The 17,333-nt window shown below is 49.3% G+C and carries 16 protein-coding genes; 1 reads left to right on the top strand and 15 read right to left on the bottom strand.

Going from position 1 to position 17,333, the window contains the following annotated elements; all coding sequences use genetic code 11:
- Positions 1-94: 94 nt before the first annotated feature.
- Entirely contained in the window at positions 95-1,648 is a 1,554-nt protein-coding gene (gene guaA, locus LGV68_RS11780; RefSeq protein WP_020328150.1) for a glutamine-hydrolyzing GMP synthase, read from the bottom strand.
- 126 nt (positions 1,649-1,774) lie between these two features.
- Positions 1,775-3,238, bottom strand: coding sequence for an IMP dehydrogenase (guaB, locus tag LGV68_RS11775; RefSeq protein ID WP_020328151.1), 1,464 nt, complete (start codon positions 3,236-3,238; stop codon positions 1,775-1,777).
- Between the two features lie 229 nt (positions 3,239-3,467).
- Between guaB and xseA the strand changes: the two genes are divergently transcribed.
- On the top strand, positions 3,468-4,790 hold the full coding sequence (gene xseA / locus LGV68_RS11770) for an exodeoxyribonuclease VII large subunit (protein WP_354668669.1): 1,323 nt from the start codon (positions 3,468-3,470) through the stop codon (positions 4,788-4,790).
- On the opposite strand, the gene LGV68_RS11765 is transcribed toward xseA, so the two are convergent.
- From LGV68_RS11765 to fdx, 13 genes are all read right to left on the bottom strand, one after another.
- Positions 4,791-5,009: a zinc ribbon domain-containing protein gene (locus LGV68_RS11765; RefSeq protein ID WP_020328153.1), complete on the bottom strand. Its 219-nt coding sequence runs from the start codon at positions 5,007-5,009 to the stop codon at positions 4,791-4,793.
- Positions 5,010-5,311: 302 nt separating this feature from the next.
- Positions 5,312-6,196, bottom strand: a complete 885-nt coding sequence (locus tag LGV68_RS11760; protein WP_222733944.1) for an alanyl-tRNA editing protein — start codon at positions 6,194-6,196, stop codon at positions 5,312-5,314.
- A gap of 74 nt (positions 6,197-6,270) precedes the next feature.
- A complete protein-coding gene (gene der / locus LGV68_RS11755; protein WP_055453034.1) occupies positions 6,271-7,758 on the bottom strand; it encodes a ribosome biogenesis GTPase Der in 1,488 nt (495 codons plus the stop codon).
- A gap of 205 nt (positions 7,759-7,963) precedes the next feature.
- A complete protein-coding gene (gene bamB / locus LGV68_RS11750) occupies positions 7,964-9,121 on the bottom strand; it encodes an outer membrane protein assembly factor BamB (protein WP_020328156.1) in 1,158 nt (385 codons plus the stop codon).
- Between the two features lie 12 nt (positions 9,122-9,133).
- Positions 9,134-9,748, bottom strand: a complete 615-nt coding sequence (locus tag LGV68_RS11745; RefSeq protein WP_020429909.1) for a YfgM family protein — start codon at positions 9,746-9,748, stop codon at positions 9,134-9,136.
- Between the two features lie 38 nt (positions 9,749-9,786).
- Positions 9,787-11,055: a histidine--tRNA ligase gene (gene hisS / locus LGV68_RS11740; protein WP_020429908.1), complete on the bottom strand. Its 1,269-nt coding sequence runs from the start codon at positions 11,053-11,055 to the stop codon at positions 9,787-9,789.
- 25 nt (positions 11,056-11,080) lie between these two features.
- Positions 11,081-12,199: a flavodoxin-dependent (E)-4-hydroxy-3-methylbut-2-enyl-diphosphate synthase gene (gene ispG / locus LGV68_RS11735; protein WP_020429906.1), complete on the bottom strand. Its 1,119-nt coding sequence runs from the start codon at positions 12,197-12,199 to the stop codon at positions 11,081-11,083.
- Between the two features lie 8 nt (positions 12,200-12,207).
- Positions 12,208-13,116: a RodZ domain-containing protein gene (locus tag LGV68_RS11730; RefSeq protein ID WP_252535244.1), complete on the bottom strand. Its 909-nt coding sequence runs from the start codon at positions 13,114-13,116 to the stop codon at positions 12,208-12,210.
- Positions 13,117-13,433: 317 nt separating this feature from the next.
- A complete protein-coding gene (locus LGV68_RS11725; RefSeq protein WP_252535242.1) occupies positions 13,434-14,555 on the bottom strand; it encodes a bifunctional tRNA (adenosine(37)-C2)-methyltransferase TrmG/ribosomal RNA large subunit methyltransferase RlmN in 1,122 nt (373 codons plus the stop codon).
- A 206-nt stretch (positions 14,556-14,761) separates the two neighbouring features.
- Positions 14,762-15,193, bottom strand: a complete 432-nt coding sequence (gene ndk / locus LGV68_RS11720) for a nucleoside-diphosphate kinase (RefSeq protein WP_020330651.1) — start codon at positions 15,191-15,193, stop codon at positions 14,762-14,764.
- A gap of 69 nt (positions 15,194-15,262) precedes the next feature.
- A complete protein-coding gene (gene pepB / locus LGV68_RS11715; RefSeq protein ID WP_100268069.1) occupies positions 15,263-16,555 on the bottom strand; it encodes an aminopeptidase PepB in 1,293 nt (430 codons plus the stop codon).
- A 176-nt stretch (positions 16,556-16,731) separates the two neighbouring features.
- A complete protein-coding gene (gene iscX / locus LGV68_RS11710) occupies positions 16,732-16,926 on the bottom strand; it encodes a Fe-S cluster assembly protein IscX (RefSeq protein ID WP_020330649.1) in 195 nt (64 codons plus the stop codon).
- Between the two features lie 55 nt (positions 16,927-16,981).
- Positions 16,982-17,320, bottom strand: coding sequence for an ISC system 2Fe-2S type ferredoxin (gene fdx, locus LGV68_RS11705; protein WP_020330648.1), 339 nt, complete (start codon positions 17,318-17,320; stop codon positions 16,982-16,984).
- Positions 17,321-17,333 lie beyond the last annotated feature (13 nt).

Below are 17,333 nucleotides of genomic sequence, written 5' to 3'. Positions count from 1 at the left end.
AACTGCGCTAAAAAGTTCGGCTTTAGATAGACATAAAAAAGCCCCGCAATACATCCGGGGCTTTTTATTAAGTTGGCTTGCTATCGCACAGGGATTATTCCCACTCGATAGTTGCTGGCGGCTTACCAGAAATATCGTAAACCACGCGAGAAATGCCGTTCACTTCGTTGATGATGCGGTTAGACACTTTACCCAAGAAATCGTAAGGCAGGTGTGCCCAATGCGCGGTCATGAAGTCGATGGTTTCTACTGCACGCAGAGAAACAACCCAATCGTACTTACGGCCATCGCCCATTACGCCCACAGAGCGTACTGGCAGGAATACAGTGAATGCTTGAGACACTTTGTCGTACAGGTCGGCAGCGTGAAGCTCTTCAATGAAGATAGCGTCTGCGCGACGTAGCAGGTCACAGTATTCTTTCTTGATTTCACCAAGAACACGAACGCCCAGACCAGGACCCGGGAATGGGTGACGGTAAAGCATGTTGTACGGCAGACCGAGCTCTAGGCCAATCTTACGGACTTCGTCTTTAAACAGCTCGCGCAGTGGCTCCACCAGACCCATTTCCATGTCTTCTGGCAGACCGCCCACGTTGTGATGCGATTTAATCACGTGCGCTTTACCGGTTTTCGATGCTGCAGACTCAATAACGTCTGGGTAAATCGTACCCTGAGCCAGCCATTTCGCGTTTTTCAACTTCTTCGATTCTTCATCGAATACATCAACGAAGACGTGACCGATAGTTTTACGTTTATCTTCTGGATCAGACTTGCCTTTCAGCGCATCAAGGAAGCGATCTTCTGCGTCAACTTTGATGATGTTCAGACCGAATTTATCGCCGAACATGTCCATCACTTGCTGACCTTCATTTAGGCGCAGCAGACCGTTGTCAACGAACACACAAGTCAGCTTGTCACCGATTGCACGGTGAACCAGCATAGCTACAACTGAAGAGTCCACACCGCCAGATAGGCCAAGGATCACTTCATCGTCGCCTACTTGCTCTTTAATACGAGCGACTGCATCTTCGATGATCGATTCCGACGTCCACAGACGCTCACAACCACAAACGCCAAGAACGAAGTTCTCCAGCATCTCTTTACCGTGTTTGGTGTGAGTAACTTCTGGGTGGAACTGTACGCCGAAGTATTTCTTCTCTTCGTTCGCCATCGCAGCATAAGGACAAGTGTCCGTCTCACCGACTTTCACGAAGTCTGCTGGGATCTCAACCACTTTGTCACCGTGGCTCATCCAAACGTCTTGCAGTGCATCTAGATCTTTGAACAGAGATGATTCACCAGAAACTTTAACCTGCGCATAACCGAATTCGCGCTCGTCTGAACCCGCAACTTTACCGCCCAGTTGTTCCGCCATGGTTTGCATGCCGTAACATACGCCCAGTACTGGTACGCCAGAGTCAAAAACGTATTGTGGTGCACGAGGTGAGTTCAGTTCAGTAACGCTTTCAGGGCCACCAGACAAGATGATGCCATCTGGATTGAATTCACGAATATCCGCTTCTTCGACATCCCAGCTCCACAGTTCACAGTAAACACCGATTTCACGTACACGGCGTGCTACCAGCTGAGTGTACTGAGAACCGAAGTCCAGGATCAGAATACGTTGGTCATGAATGTTTTTAGTCATTTTGAGCAGTCTTATAAGCTAGGTTATTAAAACGGAGGCGAGTGTACTCGCCTCTTATTAATGCTTCAAGGAAAAAGCAAACGTTTACGTTGTTTTCTCGTCAGAGAAAAATCGACGCTACGTTGATTAACCCAAACGATAGTTTGGTGCTTCTTTCGTGATTTGAACGTCGTGTACGTGAGACTCTGCCATACCAGCGCCAGAGATACGTACAAATTCTGCTTTAGTACGCATATCTTCAATCGTCGCTGAACCGGTCAGACCCATGCTTGAACGTAAACCACCCATCTGTTGATGAACGATCTCTTTCAGACGACCTTTATATGCGATACGGCCTTCGATACCTTCAGGAACCAACTTGTCCGCTGCGTTATCAGATTGGAAGTAGCGATCAGAAGAACCTTGAGACATCGCGCCCAGAGAACCCATACCACGGTATGCTTTGTACGAACGACCGTTGTACAGAATCACTTCGCCAGGTGCTTCTTCAGTACCCGCAAACATTGAGCCAACCATCACGCAAGATGCACCTGCGGCAATCGCTTTACAAATATCGCCAGAGAAACGGATACCGCCGTCAGCAATCACTGGAATACCGTATTGATTCGCTACTTCAGCAGCATCAGAAATCGCGGTAATTTGCGGTACACCAACACCAGTCACGATGCGAGTCGTACAGATAGAGCCAGGGCCGATACCCACTTTAACAGCACTGACACCCGCTTCGATCAGTGCTTTAGCACCTGCGCCAGTTGCGACGTTGCCGCCGATGATATCGAGATCTGGGTACGCTGCGCGTGTTTCGCGAATACGGTTTAGTACACCTTCAGAGTGACCGTGTGAAGAGTCAATAAGTAGAACGTCAACGCCAGCTTCAACCAGAGCAGCAACACGCGCTTCGTTACCTGCGCCAGCACCAACCGCAGCACCTACACGTAGGCGGCCACGCGCATCTTTACATGCATTTGGTTTACGTTCAGCTTTGTGGAAGTCTTTCGCAGTGATCATACCGGTCAGTTGGAACTCATCATTCACAACCAGTACTTTCTCAACACGCGCTTCGTGCATTTTTTCTTGAACTTCAGCGCGAGTTGCGCCTTCTTTTACCTCAGCCAGACGCTCTTTCGGAGTCATCACTGCTGAAACTTTCTTAGATAGGTCTGTTACAAAACGAACATCACGACCAGTGATGATACCCACCAGTTCGTTGCTTTCCGTTACCACTGGGAAGCCAGCAAAGCCATGCTTTTCAGTCAGGGCAATCACATCAGCAATGGTTGCATCCGGGCTAACAGTGACAGGGTCGGTAACTACGCCAGCTTCGAATTTCTTCACCTGACGAACTTCGGCAGCTTGCTGCTCGATAGACATGTTCTTGTGGATAAAGCCAATGCCACCTTCCTGAGCCAGAGCGATAGCCAGACGGGCTTCCGTCACGGTATCCATCGACGCAGAGATCATTGGGATGTTCAGTTGGATGTTTTTCGTCAGCTGAGTGCGAAGATCAGCGGTATTTGGGAGAACGGTGGAGTGTGCTGGCACCAGTAGGACGTCATCGAATGTCAGCGCTTCTTTGGCAATTCTTAGCATTTGCAATATCTCACAATATAAGGAGTAAAAAGAACAATCCAAGCCTCATCGTTTCGCATAATGAGTGCAGGCGTGCTGCATTTGGATTAGATATTGCGGACGGATTATACGCCCAGAGCAATCGCTTGACCACTCATTTTTTTATTTTTTATTTGCAATTACCCCCTTGATATGTATTATATTGCCGCTAATTTCCATACTCACGTCTGAGCAAATTAGCGAGCCTTCTTTGACCAATCCAAACATCTATACCGTTTCCCGTCTCAATGCTGAAGTCCGGTTATTACTGGAAAATGAAATGGGCATTGTGTGGCTGCTTGGTGAGATCTCAAACTTCTCCGCTCCTGTCTCTGGTCACTGGTACTTGACCCTCAAAGATTCCCGCGCACAAGTTAAATGTGCGATGTTCAAAGGCAGTAACCGTTTGGTTCGCTTTAAGCCGCAAAATGGTCAGCAAGTGTTGGTTAAAGCGCGCTTATCGCTGTATGAGCCGCGTGGTGATTACCAAATCATCATTGACAGCATGCAGCCAGAGGGAGATGGTCGCCTGCAGCAGGAATTTGATCAACTGAAGATGCAACTGGCCGCAGAAGGTCTGTTTGCCCAGACGTTGAAAAAGCCGCTACCAGAGCATCCACGCTGCGTCGGTATTATTACCTCTAAAACCGGCGCTGCCCTGCACGATATTCTGCAGGTACTCAAACGCCGCGATCCCAGCTTGCCAATCATCATTTATCCAACTCTGGTTCAGGGTGAAGACGCCGCGATTCAGATCGCTCAAGCGATTGGACGCGCCAACGCACGTGAAGAGTGTGATGTGTTGATCGTCGGCCGCGGCGGAGGTTCTTTAGAAGATCTGTGGTGCTTTAACCATGAGATTGTCGCGCGCACTATTGCAGCCAGTCAGATCCCGATCATCAGTGCCGTCGGGCACGAAATCGATGTTACAATTGCCGACTTTGTGGCTGATGTACGCGCACCGACGCCTTCAGCGGCGGCTGAACTCGTCAGCCGTGACAACAGTCATAAAAAGCAGGCGTTTAAGGGCTATGAGCACAAGCTTGCCAGTGCGATACGCCACTATTTCGCCGAGCAAAAAGTCAGCCTCAAGCAACTGCAATACCGTTTAGATAAACAGCACCCCATGTATCGCCTGCAGCGCCAGCAGCAGCAACTTGATGAGCTGAGTATGCGTCTGGAGCGCGCGGTACAGAAACAGCTCAATGGCACTCGCCAGCATCTGGCTAAGCAGCAACATCGCCTGCAACTGCTGTCTCCAGAGAAGACGTTGCGTGAACAACGATATACATTAGCTCTGCGCGAGCGCAATCTGATTGACGCGATGCAGCGTCAGTTGGTGATGTCCCGACATCGTTTTACCCGCCTTATCGACAAACTCGATACGGTAAGTCCGCTGGCCACCCTTTCTCGGGGTTATTCGATCACTCAAACCGCACAAGGTAAGATTGTTCGACAAGCGACGGATGTGAAAACGGGCGATCAACTGATCACCCGTTTAGCAGATGGCGACGTTCACTCGACCGTAAATTGATTACTGCTTTTCAAATTCAAAGCGCACACGCGATTTGGATTTCAGTTCATTGCAACTGTTACAAAAATAATTAGCCGCGCCGCATGCCTGCAGCTTTTCCAACTCTGCACCACAATCCGGACAATAACCGATTTTCTTGTAGTGATCTTCGCAATGGGTACAGTGATACTGGCCATCCCATTCCAGCTCTTGTTGACAGGCCGGACATAGATTACTCATAACGTCTCTCCCTTGATGCGCTCAGTTCATGGTCTGTGATCTGCCCATCTCTTGCTTTGATCTTTATCACAGCGCGTTCATTCCAGTCTGCTTTATGGTTTCGGTGCTGCTATCATTTTCCTAGAATGATCAAGACCGGATCATCTGCTTTATACATCCTGTTCAGCGATCTACCCTCAAAAGAACATTTATATAACCACACACCGAAAGCATAAGTTACATATCCTGTTTTTGGATTTTAAACAGATTTAAAATCCAAATTAACATTAAAAAACCCAAACGCAAAGAGTTTAATAAAAGGATCATTCTTCCGATAACGGGGTTACTTGAGTGTGCATTTCAATGTGTTGCTCATCGACCACTTTGAGCATGACTGTGATGCTTTGGTAATCAGCTAAACTCGTTGCATGCGTTCCGCCACAAGGGATACGCGCGACCGCTCCCTCCTGTAAATCACACTCCCAGTAACGGGAATCCGTCAAAGCGTCAGCCTCTCTGGAGAGGGTAATGTCTGCTCTTAATTGAAGCCAATGCCTTAACTGAAGGTTCACCTGCTCTTCAATCTTCGACAGGTCTTTCAGCATATCCTCACTGTTTAAACCCCTTTTACGGAGTGTTTTACCAAGTCGGTAGGTATCAACACAGCGATCTTCTGCCACGAAGCTGGTGACCTGAGCATAACTATTAAAATCACAGTGGCCGTGCGGGTCTTTACGATCCGCATCCTTGCGCCAATATCCGCCTGCCAAGACTTTATTCAAGGCCAGATACGCCAAATGCCCCGCACTGTGACCACGGCTGAGACTTTGTTGGTAAGTCTGATTCACCGCCAGCGTTACCGTTTCGCCAGGTAGCACAGCGGTCGAATCAGCCTCGATAACATGAACCACCACAAAGACCCATCCAGGCGCATCACGTTTAACAGGGATCTGCTGCCCAACCTCTAGGCGGCCGGTTTCCAGCTCAATAGCACCAACCTGGCAATCTAACACATCAAATTCCCCCTTGGAGGAGGTCAACGTCCCTTTATCCGCCGGATGATCGGGCCAAATATGACTGACCGGATGAAATGGCGTGCTGTGTGTGACCACACACAATGTATTGTTTAGCGGCTGAACCCGCTGTACCTGACTGGAGAGCGTCCATACGGACTGAGTGAAAGTGACGATCGTTGGCGTGTAACACATAAACAATTCTCAAATAGAGTGAATTTCGTGGGCACAGAATAGCAAAAAGCCCGGGCTAAACCCGGGCTTTGTTGTTATTTTCTGCGATCTTTTACCATGCTCATCAGGCGTTTACGCTTACGTTCCTGAGACAGTGTCATCTTATTGGTTTTACCCTCAAATGGGTTTTCACTGTTCTGGAACTGAATACGAATCGGCGTACCCATGATGTCTAATGACTTACGGTAGTAGTTCATCAGATAACGTTTGTAAGAATCCGGCAGTTCATTCACCTGGTTACCGTGAATCACGATAATTGGCGGGTTGTAACCACCAGCGTGCGCGTATTTCAGCTTCACGCGGCGACCACGTACCAATGGTGGCTGGTGATCGTCCGTCGCCATTTTCATGATACGAGTCAGTACCGAGGTGCCCACACGTGTTGTTGCAGAGCGGTAAGCTTCCTGAACCGATTCGAACAAGTGACCAACCCCCGTACCGTGCAATGCTGAGATAAAGTGAATACGGGCGAAGTCGACAAAGCCCAAACGACGATCCAGCTCTTTCTTCACACGCTCTTTGACGTCTGTATCCAGACCATCCCACTTGTTCACCGCTATCACGATTGAACGGCCCGCATTCAGAGCAAAGCCCAGCAGGCTCAGATCCTGATCGGAGATGTTTTCACGCGCATCGACAACGAGCAGCACCACGTTCGCATCTTCAACGGCTTTCAGGGTTTTAACCACTGAGAACTTTTCAACGGTTTCGTTGATACGCTTACGACGACGAACACCTGCCGTGTCAATCAGCACGTATTCACGCTCATCACGCTTCATCGGAATGTAGATGGAGTCACGCGTGGTTCCCGGCATATCGTAAACCACCACACGCTCTTCACCCAGAATACGGTTCGTCAGCGTCGATTTACCTACGTTCGGGCGACCGATAATCGCCAGCTTGATCGGTTGATCCTGCAGACGCTTGTACGCTTCTTCCGCTTCTTCTTCGGTGTAATCGAGCTTCTCTTCTTCTTCAGAATCGATGAAGTCGGTCAGATCTTCCAGTGCCGCTTCTTCCTGCTGCATTTGTTCTGCAAGCGGATTCAGAGCGCGGTCAATCAGAGCACCGACACCACGGCCATGAGCAGCGGCGATCTGGAACATTTGATCAACGCCGAGCTGCCAGAATTCTGCACTTGCCGCTTCAGCGTCGATACCATCGACTTTATTCACGACCAGAATGGCATTCTTCTCGATACGGCGTAGGTGGTGAGCGATCGCTTCATCCGCAACCGTCAGGCCAGCGCGGCCATCCACCATAAACAGCACCACATCTGCTTCATCAATCGCCGCCAGCGATTGTGCAGCCATTTTGGTTTCCACACCTTCTTCACTGCCATCAATACCGCCGGTATCAATAACGATAAACTGATGTTCGCCAAGTTTTGCTTGGCCATATTTGCGGTCGCGGGTCAAACCAGGGAAGTCCGCTACCAGTGCATCTCGTGTGCGGGTGAGTCGGTTAAATAGCGTCGATTTACCTACGTTAGGACGCCCAACAAGAGCAACTACAGGTATCATAACAACCTCTACAATGATTCTTTTCTTATGTAGTTATAGGTAAACACTCTTTCACAAGCGCTAAATTTTTACCTATAACCACAAAGGTTCTCTAAAATAATTTCGCAGTTTGGCGGGCGATCCTGCCACTTCCAAGTACGAAAAGTATAAAACGGCTCCTAACCGTTACCAGCTAGGAGCCGTTTGTGAATTGTATCACGAAATATTACTTGATCGTCAGTTTCTTTATATCGCCATCACGGCTGATAACCAGGTAACCATTGTCCAGCACGAGTGGGCTTACCGCGAAACCGCTGTCGTTCACCATTTGTTGCGCAACGAATTCGCCTGTACTACGGTCAATCCAGTGCAGGTAACCTTCGCTGTCACCCACAACAACAAAACCATTGATCAATACCGGAGCCGTAAGCAGACGGTGTTGCAGCTGATCATTGCTCCACAGTTCAGTACCACTGCGCGCATCCACCGCAACAACGTGATCTTTATCGGTCACGACGAACAGTCGGCCGCCATCGCTGGCCAGATCCGTTGATGATGAATAGTTACGTTTCCACATCGGGTTCCCGGAACGCAGGTCAATCGCAATCAGCTGACCATTAAAGCCCACGGTGTACAGCGTAGAACCGATAATCAATGGAGAGGAATCCACATCCACCAGACGATCAATCTCTGTCGCGCCTTTTGGCTGACCAACAGGTTGTTGCCAGATTAGCTGACCACGTTCAGAAATGGCAGCCGCTAAGCGCCCGGCTGACGTACCCCAGAAAACACCACCCGATGTTGCAACAGGGCGGCTGTCGCCACGCAACGTCAGATTCGGTACTTCAGTACTGATAGTCCATTTCTGCTCACCCGTTTGCTCATCGAGCGCCACCAGCGCACCGCGACTGGTGTTCACGATAATCTGGTTTTGATCCGCGGTCGGCGCGGCCAAGACTTCACCTTCAACGTTAACACGCCAAGTTTCTTCACCAGTTTCTGCGTTCAGTGCGATGACTTCACCATTTTCGCTGCCGATGTAGATTTGACCGTAAGCTGAAGCAATACCGCCAGACAAACGCGCAGGTGTATCTTTTTCCAGATTCGTTTTCCAGATGACTTTGCCGTTCGCCGGATCGAGTGCTTTGACTTCGCCATCTCGACTGGCGACAAAGATTTTGTCGTAAGCGTATTCCGGAGACAGCTTCGAGAAGTAGTGCCCCACGCCGTCACCGACAGAAGCACTCCACTCTGAACTAGGGGTAAATTCACTTTTCACCACAGGCACTGGTGCCATGATGACATTTTCTTCTTCACCCGCACAGCCAGCCAGTAATCCCAGAACTGCGGCAGACAGGAGCACTTTGTTGAACATCTTTTTCATCAAGGTGTGCCCTTATTTGGCCAGATCATCCAGTTTCATCTGTAGCGTCTGACTTGCATCTTCCGCCTGCTGCGCTTCGGTGTAAGCAGCATAAGCCGCCGCTTTATCACCTTTACGCAGAGAAATATCACCACGCAGTTCCGCAACACGTCCAGTCCAGCTTTGCTCTTTAATGTTCGCCAACTCACTCAGCGCAGCATCAAAGTTGCCTTGTTCTGCTTGCAGACGCGCAACACGGTAGGTAATCACAGGTTTCAGCGCTGCATCACCCGTGGCGTTTTTCGCCCACTCTAACTGAGCCAGAGCTTCATCGAGATTACCCGCTTGAACTTGCGCTTTGGCCAGTTGCATAGCCGCCAGTACGGCGTACTCAGATTTATTATTGCTGTCGATAAAGCTTTGTACGTCCGCTTCTCCGTCAACGCCTTTGGTTGCCAGAGTTTGAATCGCTTTGGTGTAACTTGCAGAAGCGGCTTCTTGCGCTGACGTCACAGAATCTTGATAAAAACGCCAGCCAAACAAACCACCCAAGCCGATCACTGCGCCAAAGATTACGGCTTTGCCGTTCTCTTTCCACCAATCTTTGATCGCTTCAACTTGTTGTTCTTCAGTATCGTAGAGTTCCACTTCCTGTCCTCTTAGTATGAAATCTCAAAAATTAGCGTTTAGACGAGATGAGCCAGTTTGCCCGCAATCTCGGTTTGAGAAATCGTTTCTTGTTCACCGCCAGCCAGGTCTTTCAGAACTACAGTCTTCTCTGCTACTTCGTTTTCACCCAGTACCAGAGCCACTGCCGCGCCGACTTTGTCTGCACGTTTAAATTGTTTCTTAAAGTTGCCGCCGCCAAAATGCGTCATCACGCGCAGTCCAGGAACTTGTTCGCGTAGCTCTTCAACCAGTTTCATTCCAGCCGTCAGCGTACCTTCACCGGCAGTCACCATGTACACATCAACGTTACGACGCACGTCTGTGTTACCCAAGGTTTCCATCATCAGTACCAGACGCTCAAGGCCCATCGCAAAGCCAACCGCTGGGGTTGCTTTTCCGCCCAGTTGTTCAACCAGACCATCATAGCGGCCGCCGCCACACACGGTCCCTTGTGAACCCAGGCTTTCAGTCATCCACTCAAATACCGTACGGTTGTAGTAGTCAAGACCACGTACCAAACGCTCATTTACCGTGTATTCGATACCTGCAGCGTCTAAAAGTTCACATAGACCTGCGAAGTGTGCTTTAGATTCTTCACCTAAGTACTCAGAAAGACGCGGTGCATCACCTAAAATAGCCTGAATGTCAGGGTTCTTCGTATCCAGAACACGCAGTGGGTTAGTGTGCATGCGGCGCTTACAATCTTCGTCCAGCACATCGATATGTTGCTCAAGGAAGGCAACCAGTGCTGTGCGGTAGTCTGCACGATCTTCTTGAGAACCGATTGAGTTCAGCTCAAGACGAACGTGCTTGTCGATGCCTAATTCACGCCACAGACGTGCAGTCATCATGATAAGCTCGGCGTCAACGTCTGGGCCATTTAGACCAAACACTTCGACACCACATTGGTGGAATTGACGGTAACGACCTTTCTGCGGACGCTCATGGCGGAACATAGGCCCCATATACCATAGACGCTGTTCATCACGGTTGATCAGGCTGTTTTGAATACATGAACGGACACAACCCGCAGTACCTTCAGGGCGAAGTGTCAGGCTGTCTCCGTTACGATCTTCAAAGGTGTACATTTCTTTTGAAACGACGTCTGTCTCTTCACCAACAGCGCGGCTGAATAGGTTTGTTTCTTCAACGATTGGCATGCGCACTTCGTTATAACCGTATGCGCTGATTACGTTTTTCACGATGCCTTCCACTTTTTGCCAAAGCGGAGACTGAGTTGGGAGGCAGTCGTTCATGCCTCGAATTGCTTGAATAGTCTTTGCCACAGTACTTACCGTAATATCGTTGAGATTAATCTTGTTGCTTGATGTCGATGCGATTTTTCACATCCAACTGAGCGGCTTTAGCGCGAATTTTTGCTTCCAGCTGATCGACGAGGTCATCGTTGTCAAAACGCTCTTTCTGGCGCACACCATCTTCGTAGAATGCGCTCTTCTTGTTACTGCCAGCCAGGCCAAGATGCGACACTTCCGCTTCACCTGGCCCGTTCACCACACAACCGATGATGGAGACGTCCATCGGCGTCAACACGTCTTCTAGACGCTGTTCAAGCGCGTTAACAGTACCAATCACATCAAACTCCTGACGTGAGCAGCTTGGGCAGGCGATAAAGTTGATACCGCGCGAACGAATGCGTAGCGACTTCAGAATGTCAAAACCGACTTTGATCTCTTCAACCGGGTTGGCCGCCAGAGAAATTCGCAGCGTGTCACCAATCCCTTCCGCCAACAACATGCCGAGACCGACCGCAGACTTGACAGAACCAGCGCGAGCTCCGCCCGCTTCAGTAATCCCGAGATGCAAAGGCTGATCAATCTGTTTCGCCAGCAAACGGTATGAATCCACCGCGAGGAACACATCGGAGGCTTTAACACTGACTTTAAACTGATCGAAATTGAGTCGATCCAGAATATCGACATGGCGCATTGCCGATTCCACCAGTGCAGCCGGGGTCGGTTCGCCATATTTCATCTGAATGTCTTTTTCCAGCGAGCCTCCGTTTACGCCAATGCGAATCGGAATGCCTTTGTCGCGTGCGCAATCGACCACGGAGCGAATTCGGCTTTCATTACCGATGTTGCCCGGGTTAATCCGCAGACAGTCAACGCCATATTCCGCCACTTTCAGCGCAATACGGTAGTCAAAATGAATATCCGCGACCAGAGGAACAGACACCTGCTGTTTGATCAGCTTAAACGCTTCTGCGGCATCCATCGTCGGAACCGAGACACGTACAATGTCGGCACCCACATTTTCCAACGCTTTGATTTGCGCCACAGTTGCTTCCACATCCGTAGTGCGAGTATTGGTCATGGATTGAACGGCGATGGGCGCACCATCGCCAATTGGCACGTCACCCACATAAATACGTGTCGATGGGCGACGTTTGATAGGAGACTCGTGTTGCATAGTATTGTCTAAGGTAAGGTGAATCTTGCTACTTTGCCGGAAGTATACCCAGAAAGGTCGACAGGTTCACTCGCAAATGTGACTGAAACGCCTTCCGGAGCCCCAAGAATCACTTGCAGAGGCTTCTGACCGCGTAAATTAAGTGTCTCACCCGCTTTTTTGATGCCGGTAGACAGAGTTTTGCCAGTGGCGTCTTTCACCTGAACCCAACAGTCTGAACTGAAGTTCATGGTCAGCAGGTCACCAGAGGTTGCTTCAGCAGTTGACGCTGCTGGAGTGGTTTGTGGTTCAACAACCGCTTCTTCTTGAGCTGGCATTGGATCTTCCATCGCCATTTCGTCGCCCGTTGGCTCCTCACTAGGCTGTGCGTCTGATTCCGCTTCTGCCTGTGTAGGCTCAATGGTATTGAACTCAGGTTGCACTTCTTCTGTCGCGGGCGCAGCAGCTTGATCTGCGACCGCAGATACCGCTTCAGTACCTTGGTCCGGCTTAAGCGTATCTTGTTCGTTGTTCTGCCACCACCACAGTGATGACATTCCAATGATGACCAGCAGAATGATCCAGGTTATGGTCATGATGCGGCTGTCATGCTTCTCACGCTTGGTTTTCTTAGAAAAACTCTGCATGGTCTGCTCTTGAGGTTCAGGCGTCACACTCTCTTCAAATGCATCCAACACCAGATGTTCCGCAAGGCCCACCGCTTTTGCGTACGAACGCAAATAACCACGGGTAAAGGTGGCGACTAAATCGGAGTCGAAATTATTTTCTTCGATATTCTGAATGATGGTAACGCGCAGTCTCAGGCGATCAGCCACTTGCTTCTGCGTTAACCCTAACGCTTCGCGTTTTTCTTTAAGAAGGGTACCTGGTTGTACTTTTGGAGTGCTTTCTGTGATGTTGTCTTGTTCTGTATTCATCCGCGATATCAATCTCGTGTTTTTGTGTCCAAGTCTGTTTCCACTCGCTTTTATTTTTGATTGTTAGTAGCGAATTCGTTACCGACTTAAACATAAGGAATGTGGTAGCGTCAATTTTATCAGCAAATCAAATCGACTTTGATAACAGAGAATCATTCTAATAGATATTAGGCAGTAAACAACATGGATTTGGGAAAGAAATTACAGACACGTCAAGGTTTTTCGTTAAATTGACATTGAAAATGGCCCGAAACCTTAAAAAAACCGCCAAATGAATAAAGCCAGAGTCAACTCTGGCTTTATGAAAAATATTTTAATTACAGTGTCTTAATAGGAATCGCATTCTCAGCAACTTGTTTCATTTTAGTCCGTTTGGTACGGTCGATAACATCGCCGACCAACTGACCACACGCCGCATCGATATCGTCGCCACGTGTCTTACGAATAGTCACGGTGTGATCATATTGCATCAGCGTTTTCTGGAAACGGTCGATACGTGAGTTACTTGGCTTCTTATATGGCGAACCTGGGTACGGGTTGAACGGAATCAGGTTGATCTTACACGGCGTGTCTTTCATCAACTGAGCCAGTTCGTGAGCGTGTTCTGTACCATCGTTAACGTGGTCCAGCAGAACATATTCCACAGTTACTTTGCCACGGTTGGCATTCGATGAAGCAATGTAACGACGCACAGATGCCAGGAAGTCCTGGATATCCCAACGGTCGTTGATTGGCATGATTTCACTGCGCAGTTTGTCGTTTGGCGCATGCAGAGAAATCGCCAGCGCAACGTCGATCTGACCCGTCATCTGATCCAGACCAGATACCACCCCTGAAGTCGACACCGTTACACGACGTTTAGACAGGCCAAAACCAAGATCATCCAGCATAATTTCCAGCGCCGGGATCAGGTTTTTCATATTCAGCAAAGGCTCGCCCATGCCCATCATCACCACGTTGGTGATTGGACGACGTCCGGTCTCTTTTTCCAGACCAATTTCGCGAGCAGCACGCCACACCTGACCAATGATTTCGGATACGCGCAGGTTGCGGTTAAAGCCTTGCTGAGCGGTTGAGCAGAATTTACATTCCAGCGCACAACCGACCTGAGAAGACACACACAAAGTAGCACGGTCATCTTCAGGAATGTAGACGGTTTCTACGTCCTGATCACCCACACGCATCGCCCACTTGATGGTACCGTCAGTAGAATGCTGCGCTTCAGAAACGTATGGTGCGCGAATTTCACAGCGTTCTTTCAGCTGTTCACGCAGTTTCTTGTTGATGTTGGTCATCTTGTCGAAATCATCACAACCAAAGTGATAGATCCACTTCATGATTTGATCCGCGCGGAACGCTTTCTCACCCAGTTCTTCAGCGAAAAATGCGCGCAAGCCTTTGCGATCAAAATCGAGCAGATTGACTTTTTCTGTGGTCATGTGGCCTCTCAGAGATGGAACAAGAATTAAGGGCGCGAATTGTACAGCCTTTACGCAATGACAACAAGAGCCGCAAACCCATGAGTTTACTAAGGCATTAATATCTTTGCGGTTAAAAATCAGCCAAGGTTTCCGTGAACACCATCACGCTTTATCAGACACAAAAAAGCCCTCGATATGAGGGCTTATTGGCATCAAAATCTGGCTTATTTGCTACGAGGGCAAAGTTCAGATTCAGGGAAGAAAAATTCAATTTCGCGGGCGGCTGATGCCGGGCTGTCGCTGCCGTGCACTGAGTTCAAACGCATGCTGATCGCGTAGTCAGCACGCAGTGTGCCACATGCCGCTTCTTCCGGGTTGGTTTTACCCATCAACTCACGGTAACGGGCAATCGCATTTTCCCCTTCCAACACCTGAACCATAATCGGGCCAGACGTCATGAATTCTTTCAATGCCGGGAAAAACTCTTTACCTTCATGCTCGGCATAAAAGCCACTCGCCTGCTCTTCTGTCAGATGCAGCATTTTGGCAGCAATAATACGCAGGCCTGCTTTTTCGATGCGATGGTAAATTTCACCAATCAAGTTACGTTCAACTGCATCGGGCTTAATAATCGAAAACGTTCTTTCAAGAGCCATAAGATGTCCTTTTTACTTCTATTGTAGTTATAAAGGGCAGCACAACATGCTGCCCGCGATTTTTCGCTATTATTTTGCTTGATCCATCAGGATACGAGCGACAGTTTTCACACCCATACCGGTTGCGCCTGCGGCCCATTTGTCACTTGGAGACTTGCGGTAAGTGCCTGCGCAGTCAAAGTGCAGCCAGCCTTTCTTGTAGTTATTGACAAAGTAAGACAGGAACGCCGCAGCAGTGCTCGCGCCTGGAGAATAATCACCTGAACTGATGTTCGACAGGTCTGCAAAGCTCGATGGCAGCATTTCACGGTGGAAGTCCACCAGTGGCAGAGGCCACAGGCCTTCATGCTCTTCCTTCGCCGCAGTCATCGCATCATGAGACAACGCGTCATCAAAGCTCAGCAATGCGTGGAAATCATTGCCCAGCGCGTTTTTCGCCGCACCAGTCAGGGTGGCACAATCGATGATCAGCTCAGGATTTTGTTCTGAAGCGTAAATCAAACCATCCGCCAGAACCAGACGACCTTCAGCGTCAGTGTTCATGATTTCAACGGTTTTACCGTTTTTGTAGGTAATCACATCACCCAGTTTCAGCGCACGACCAGAAACCATGTTTTCTGCACAGCACAGGATCAGTTTGACGCGTTTTCTCAGACCACGCATGATCGCCAGCCCCAGTGCACCAGTAATCATACCTGAACCACCCATGTCTGCTTTCATCGCAGCCATGAAGTTCGATGGCTTCAGGCTGTAACCGCCTGAGTCAAACGTAATGCCTTTACCCACCAGACAAGCGTACACCGGTGCATTTTCGTCACCAGTTGGGTTGTAATCAAGTTGCAGCATCGCAGAAGTGCGCTCAGAGCCACGACCTACCGCAAAGATACCTTCCCAGCCTTCGGTCAGCAGATCTTTGTCTTTCACGATACGGTAAGACACATGCTCCGGAGCCAGCGATTTGATGAACTCCGCAGCCATCGTGGCCAGTTGACGAGGGGCGACTTCTTCTGCGCTTTTGTTGATGATATCGCGCGTCCAGTCAGTCGCTTTAATGCGTGCTTCCAGCTCGTCCTGCTGTGCCTGATCCAACGCCTTCCACTCCAGCGTGTTCAGTTTCTTCGGATCGCGGTAGCCCTGATAGAACGCCCAGATCGCTTCCAGCGTCCAGCCTTCGCCATCCAACAACAGTGAACGTAAGCCCTGGTTGTCCAGTTTACGCGCCGCACGCTGAATTGCGCCTAAATCATGCGATTGCTCAAGGTGAATCATTGCACCTTGTTCAGAAAACGAAATTAGCGCTTTTTCTCCCCACTGAGGCTGAGCAGAATCTTGGCTAATGAATACAGACATCTGTGTAGACATGGTTTCTCCTTGTCCTTATCGTGGCTTCACCTCAGCCACGTCGAATAATTAACGTTCGGATGTTAGCATTTTGTCAGGTAAAAATGTCAACTTGATAAAAAAACGGACCATCAGGCCCGCTTTTTTTAGTAAAAACTGTTAACTTGGCTCCGTTTTAGAGCAGCGCGTCCAGCTGACTAGTCGCGTTCGTCCATCCAGCACAGGATCACGGCTTCCAGAATCTTCTCATTTGAGCGGTTCGGCTCATCATCAAAGTCTTCTAAGTCAAGGATCCATTGGTGCAGATCGGTAAACCTTACGGTTTGCGGATCGACATCCGGGTACTGTTCACAGAGCTCAATCGCGATGTCGCGCGAATCTGTCCATTTCATGTCAACATTCCTAGTGCTATGCGGCCCCGGCTATAGAATAGACGAGGCTCACGGATTAATGGTCTTCTGATGCGTGGTTCAGCGTGTATTTCGGAATCTCTACCACCAGGTCTTCATCCGCCACTCGTGCCTGACAGCTGAGACGAGATTCTGGCTCCAGACCCCAAGCTTTATCCAGCATATCGTCTTCCAGTTCATCACTCTCTTCCAGTGAATCAAAACCTTCACGAACGATACAGTGGCAAGTGGTGCACGCGCACGATTTCTCACACGCATGTTCAATGGCGATACCGTTTTTTAATGCCACATCAAGAATCGTTTCCCCTGCTTGCGCTTCTAATACTGCGCCTTCAGGGCAAAGGGTTTCATGAGGCAAAACAATAATCTTAGGCATGTTGGTAGTCTCT

Source organism: Vibrio sp. LQ2 (assembly GCF_023920125.1).
GTDB lineage: Bacteria > Pseudomonadota > Gammaproteobacteria > Enterobacterales > Vibrionaceae > Vibrio > Vibrio fluvialis.
The sequence above is the reverse complement of the archived record's forward strand: the minus strand, read 5'-3'. Positions and strand labels throughout refer to the sequence as shown.

Excerpts from the sequence above, each read along its gene's own strand:
- bamB (WP_020328156.1), bottom strand. The coding sequence starts at position 9,121 with ATGAAAAAGATGTTCAACAAAGTGCTCCTGTCTGCCGCAGTTCTGGGA.
- ispG (WP_020429906.1), bottom strand. The coding sequence starts at position 12,199 with ATGCAACACGAGTCTCCTATCAAACGTCGCCCATCGACACGTATTTAT.
- guaA (WP_020328150.1), bottom strand. The coding sequence starts at position 1,648 with ATGACTAAAAACATTCATGACCAACGTATTCTGATCCTGGACTTCGGT.
- ndk (WP_020330651.1), bottom strand. The coding sequence starts at position 15,193 with ATGGCTCTTGAAAGAACGTTTTCGATTATTAAGCCCGATGCAGTTGAA.
- LGV68_RS11765 (WP_020328153.1), bottom strand. The coding sequence starts at position 5,009 with ATGAGTAATCTATGTCCGGCCTGTCAACAAGAGCTGGAATGGGATGGC.
- LGV68_RS11730 (WP_252535244.1), bottom strand. The coding sequence starts at position 13,116 with ATGAATACAGAACAAGACAACATCACAGAAAGCACTCCAAAAGTACAA.
- fdx (WP_020330648.1), bottom strand. The coding sequence starts at position 17,320 with ATGCCTAAGATTATTGTTTTGCCTCATGAAACCCTTTGCCCTGAAGGC.
- LGV68_RS11725 (WP_252535242.1), bottom strand. The coding sequence starts at position 14,555 with ATGACCACAGAAAAAGTCAATCTGCTCGATTTTGATCGCAAAGGCTTG.
- der (WP_055453034.1), bottom strand. The coding sequence starts at position 7,758 with ATGATACCTGTAGTTGCTCTTGTTGGGCGTCCTAACGTAGGTAAATCG.
- iscX (WP_020330649.1), bottom strand. The coding sequence starts at position 16,926 with ATGAAATGGACAGATTCGCGCGACATCGCGATTGAGCTCTGTGAACAG.
- LGV68_RS11760 (WP_222733944.1), bottom strand. The coding sequence starts at position 6,196 with ATGTGTTACACGCCAACGATCGTCACTTTCACTCAGTCCGTATGGACG.
- guaB (WP_020328151.1), bottom strand. The coding sequence starts at position 3,238 with ATGCTAAGAATTGCCAAAGAAGCGCTGACATTCGATGACGTCCTACTG.
- pepB (WP_100268069.1), bottom strand. The coding sequence starts at position 16,555 with ATGTCTACACAGATGTCTGTATTCATTAGCCAAGATTCTGCTCAGCCT.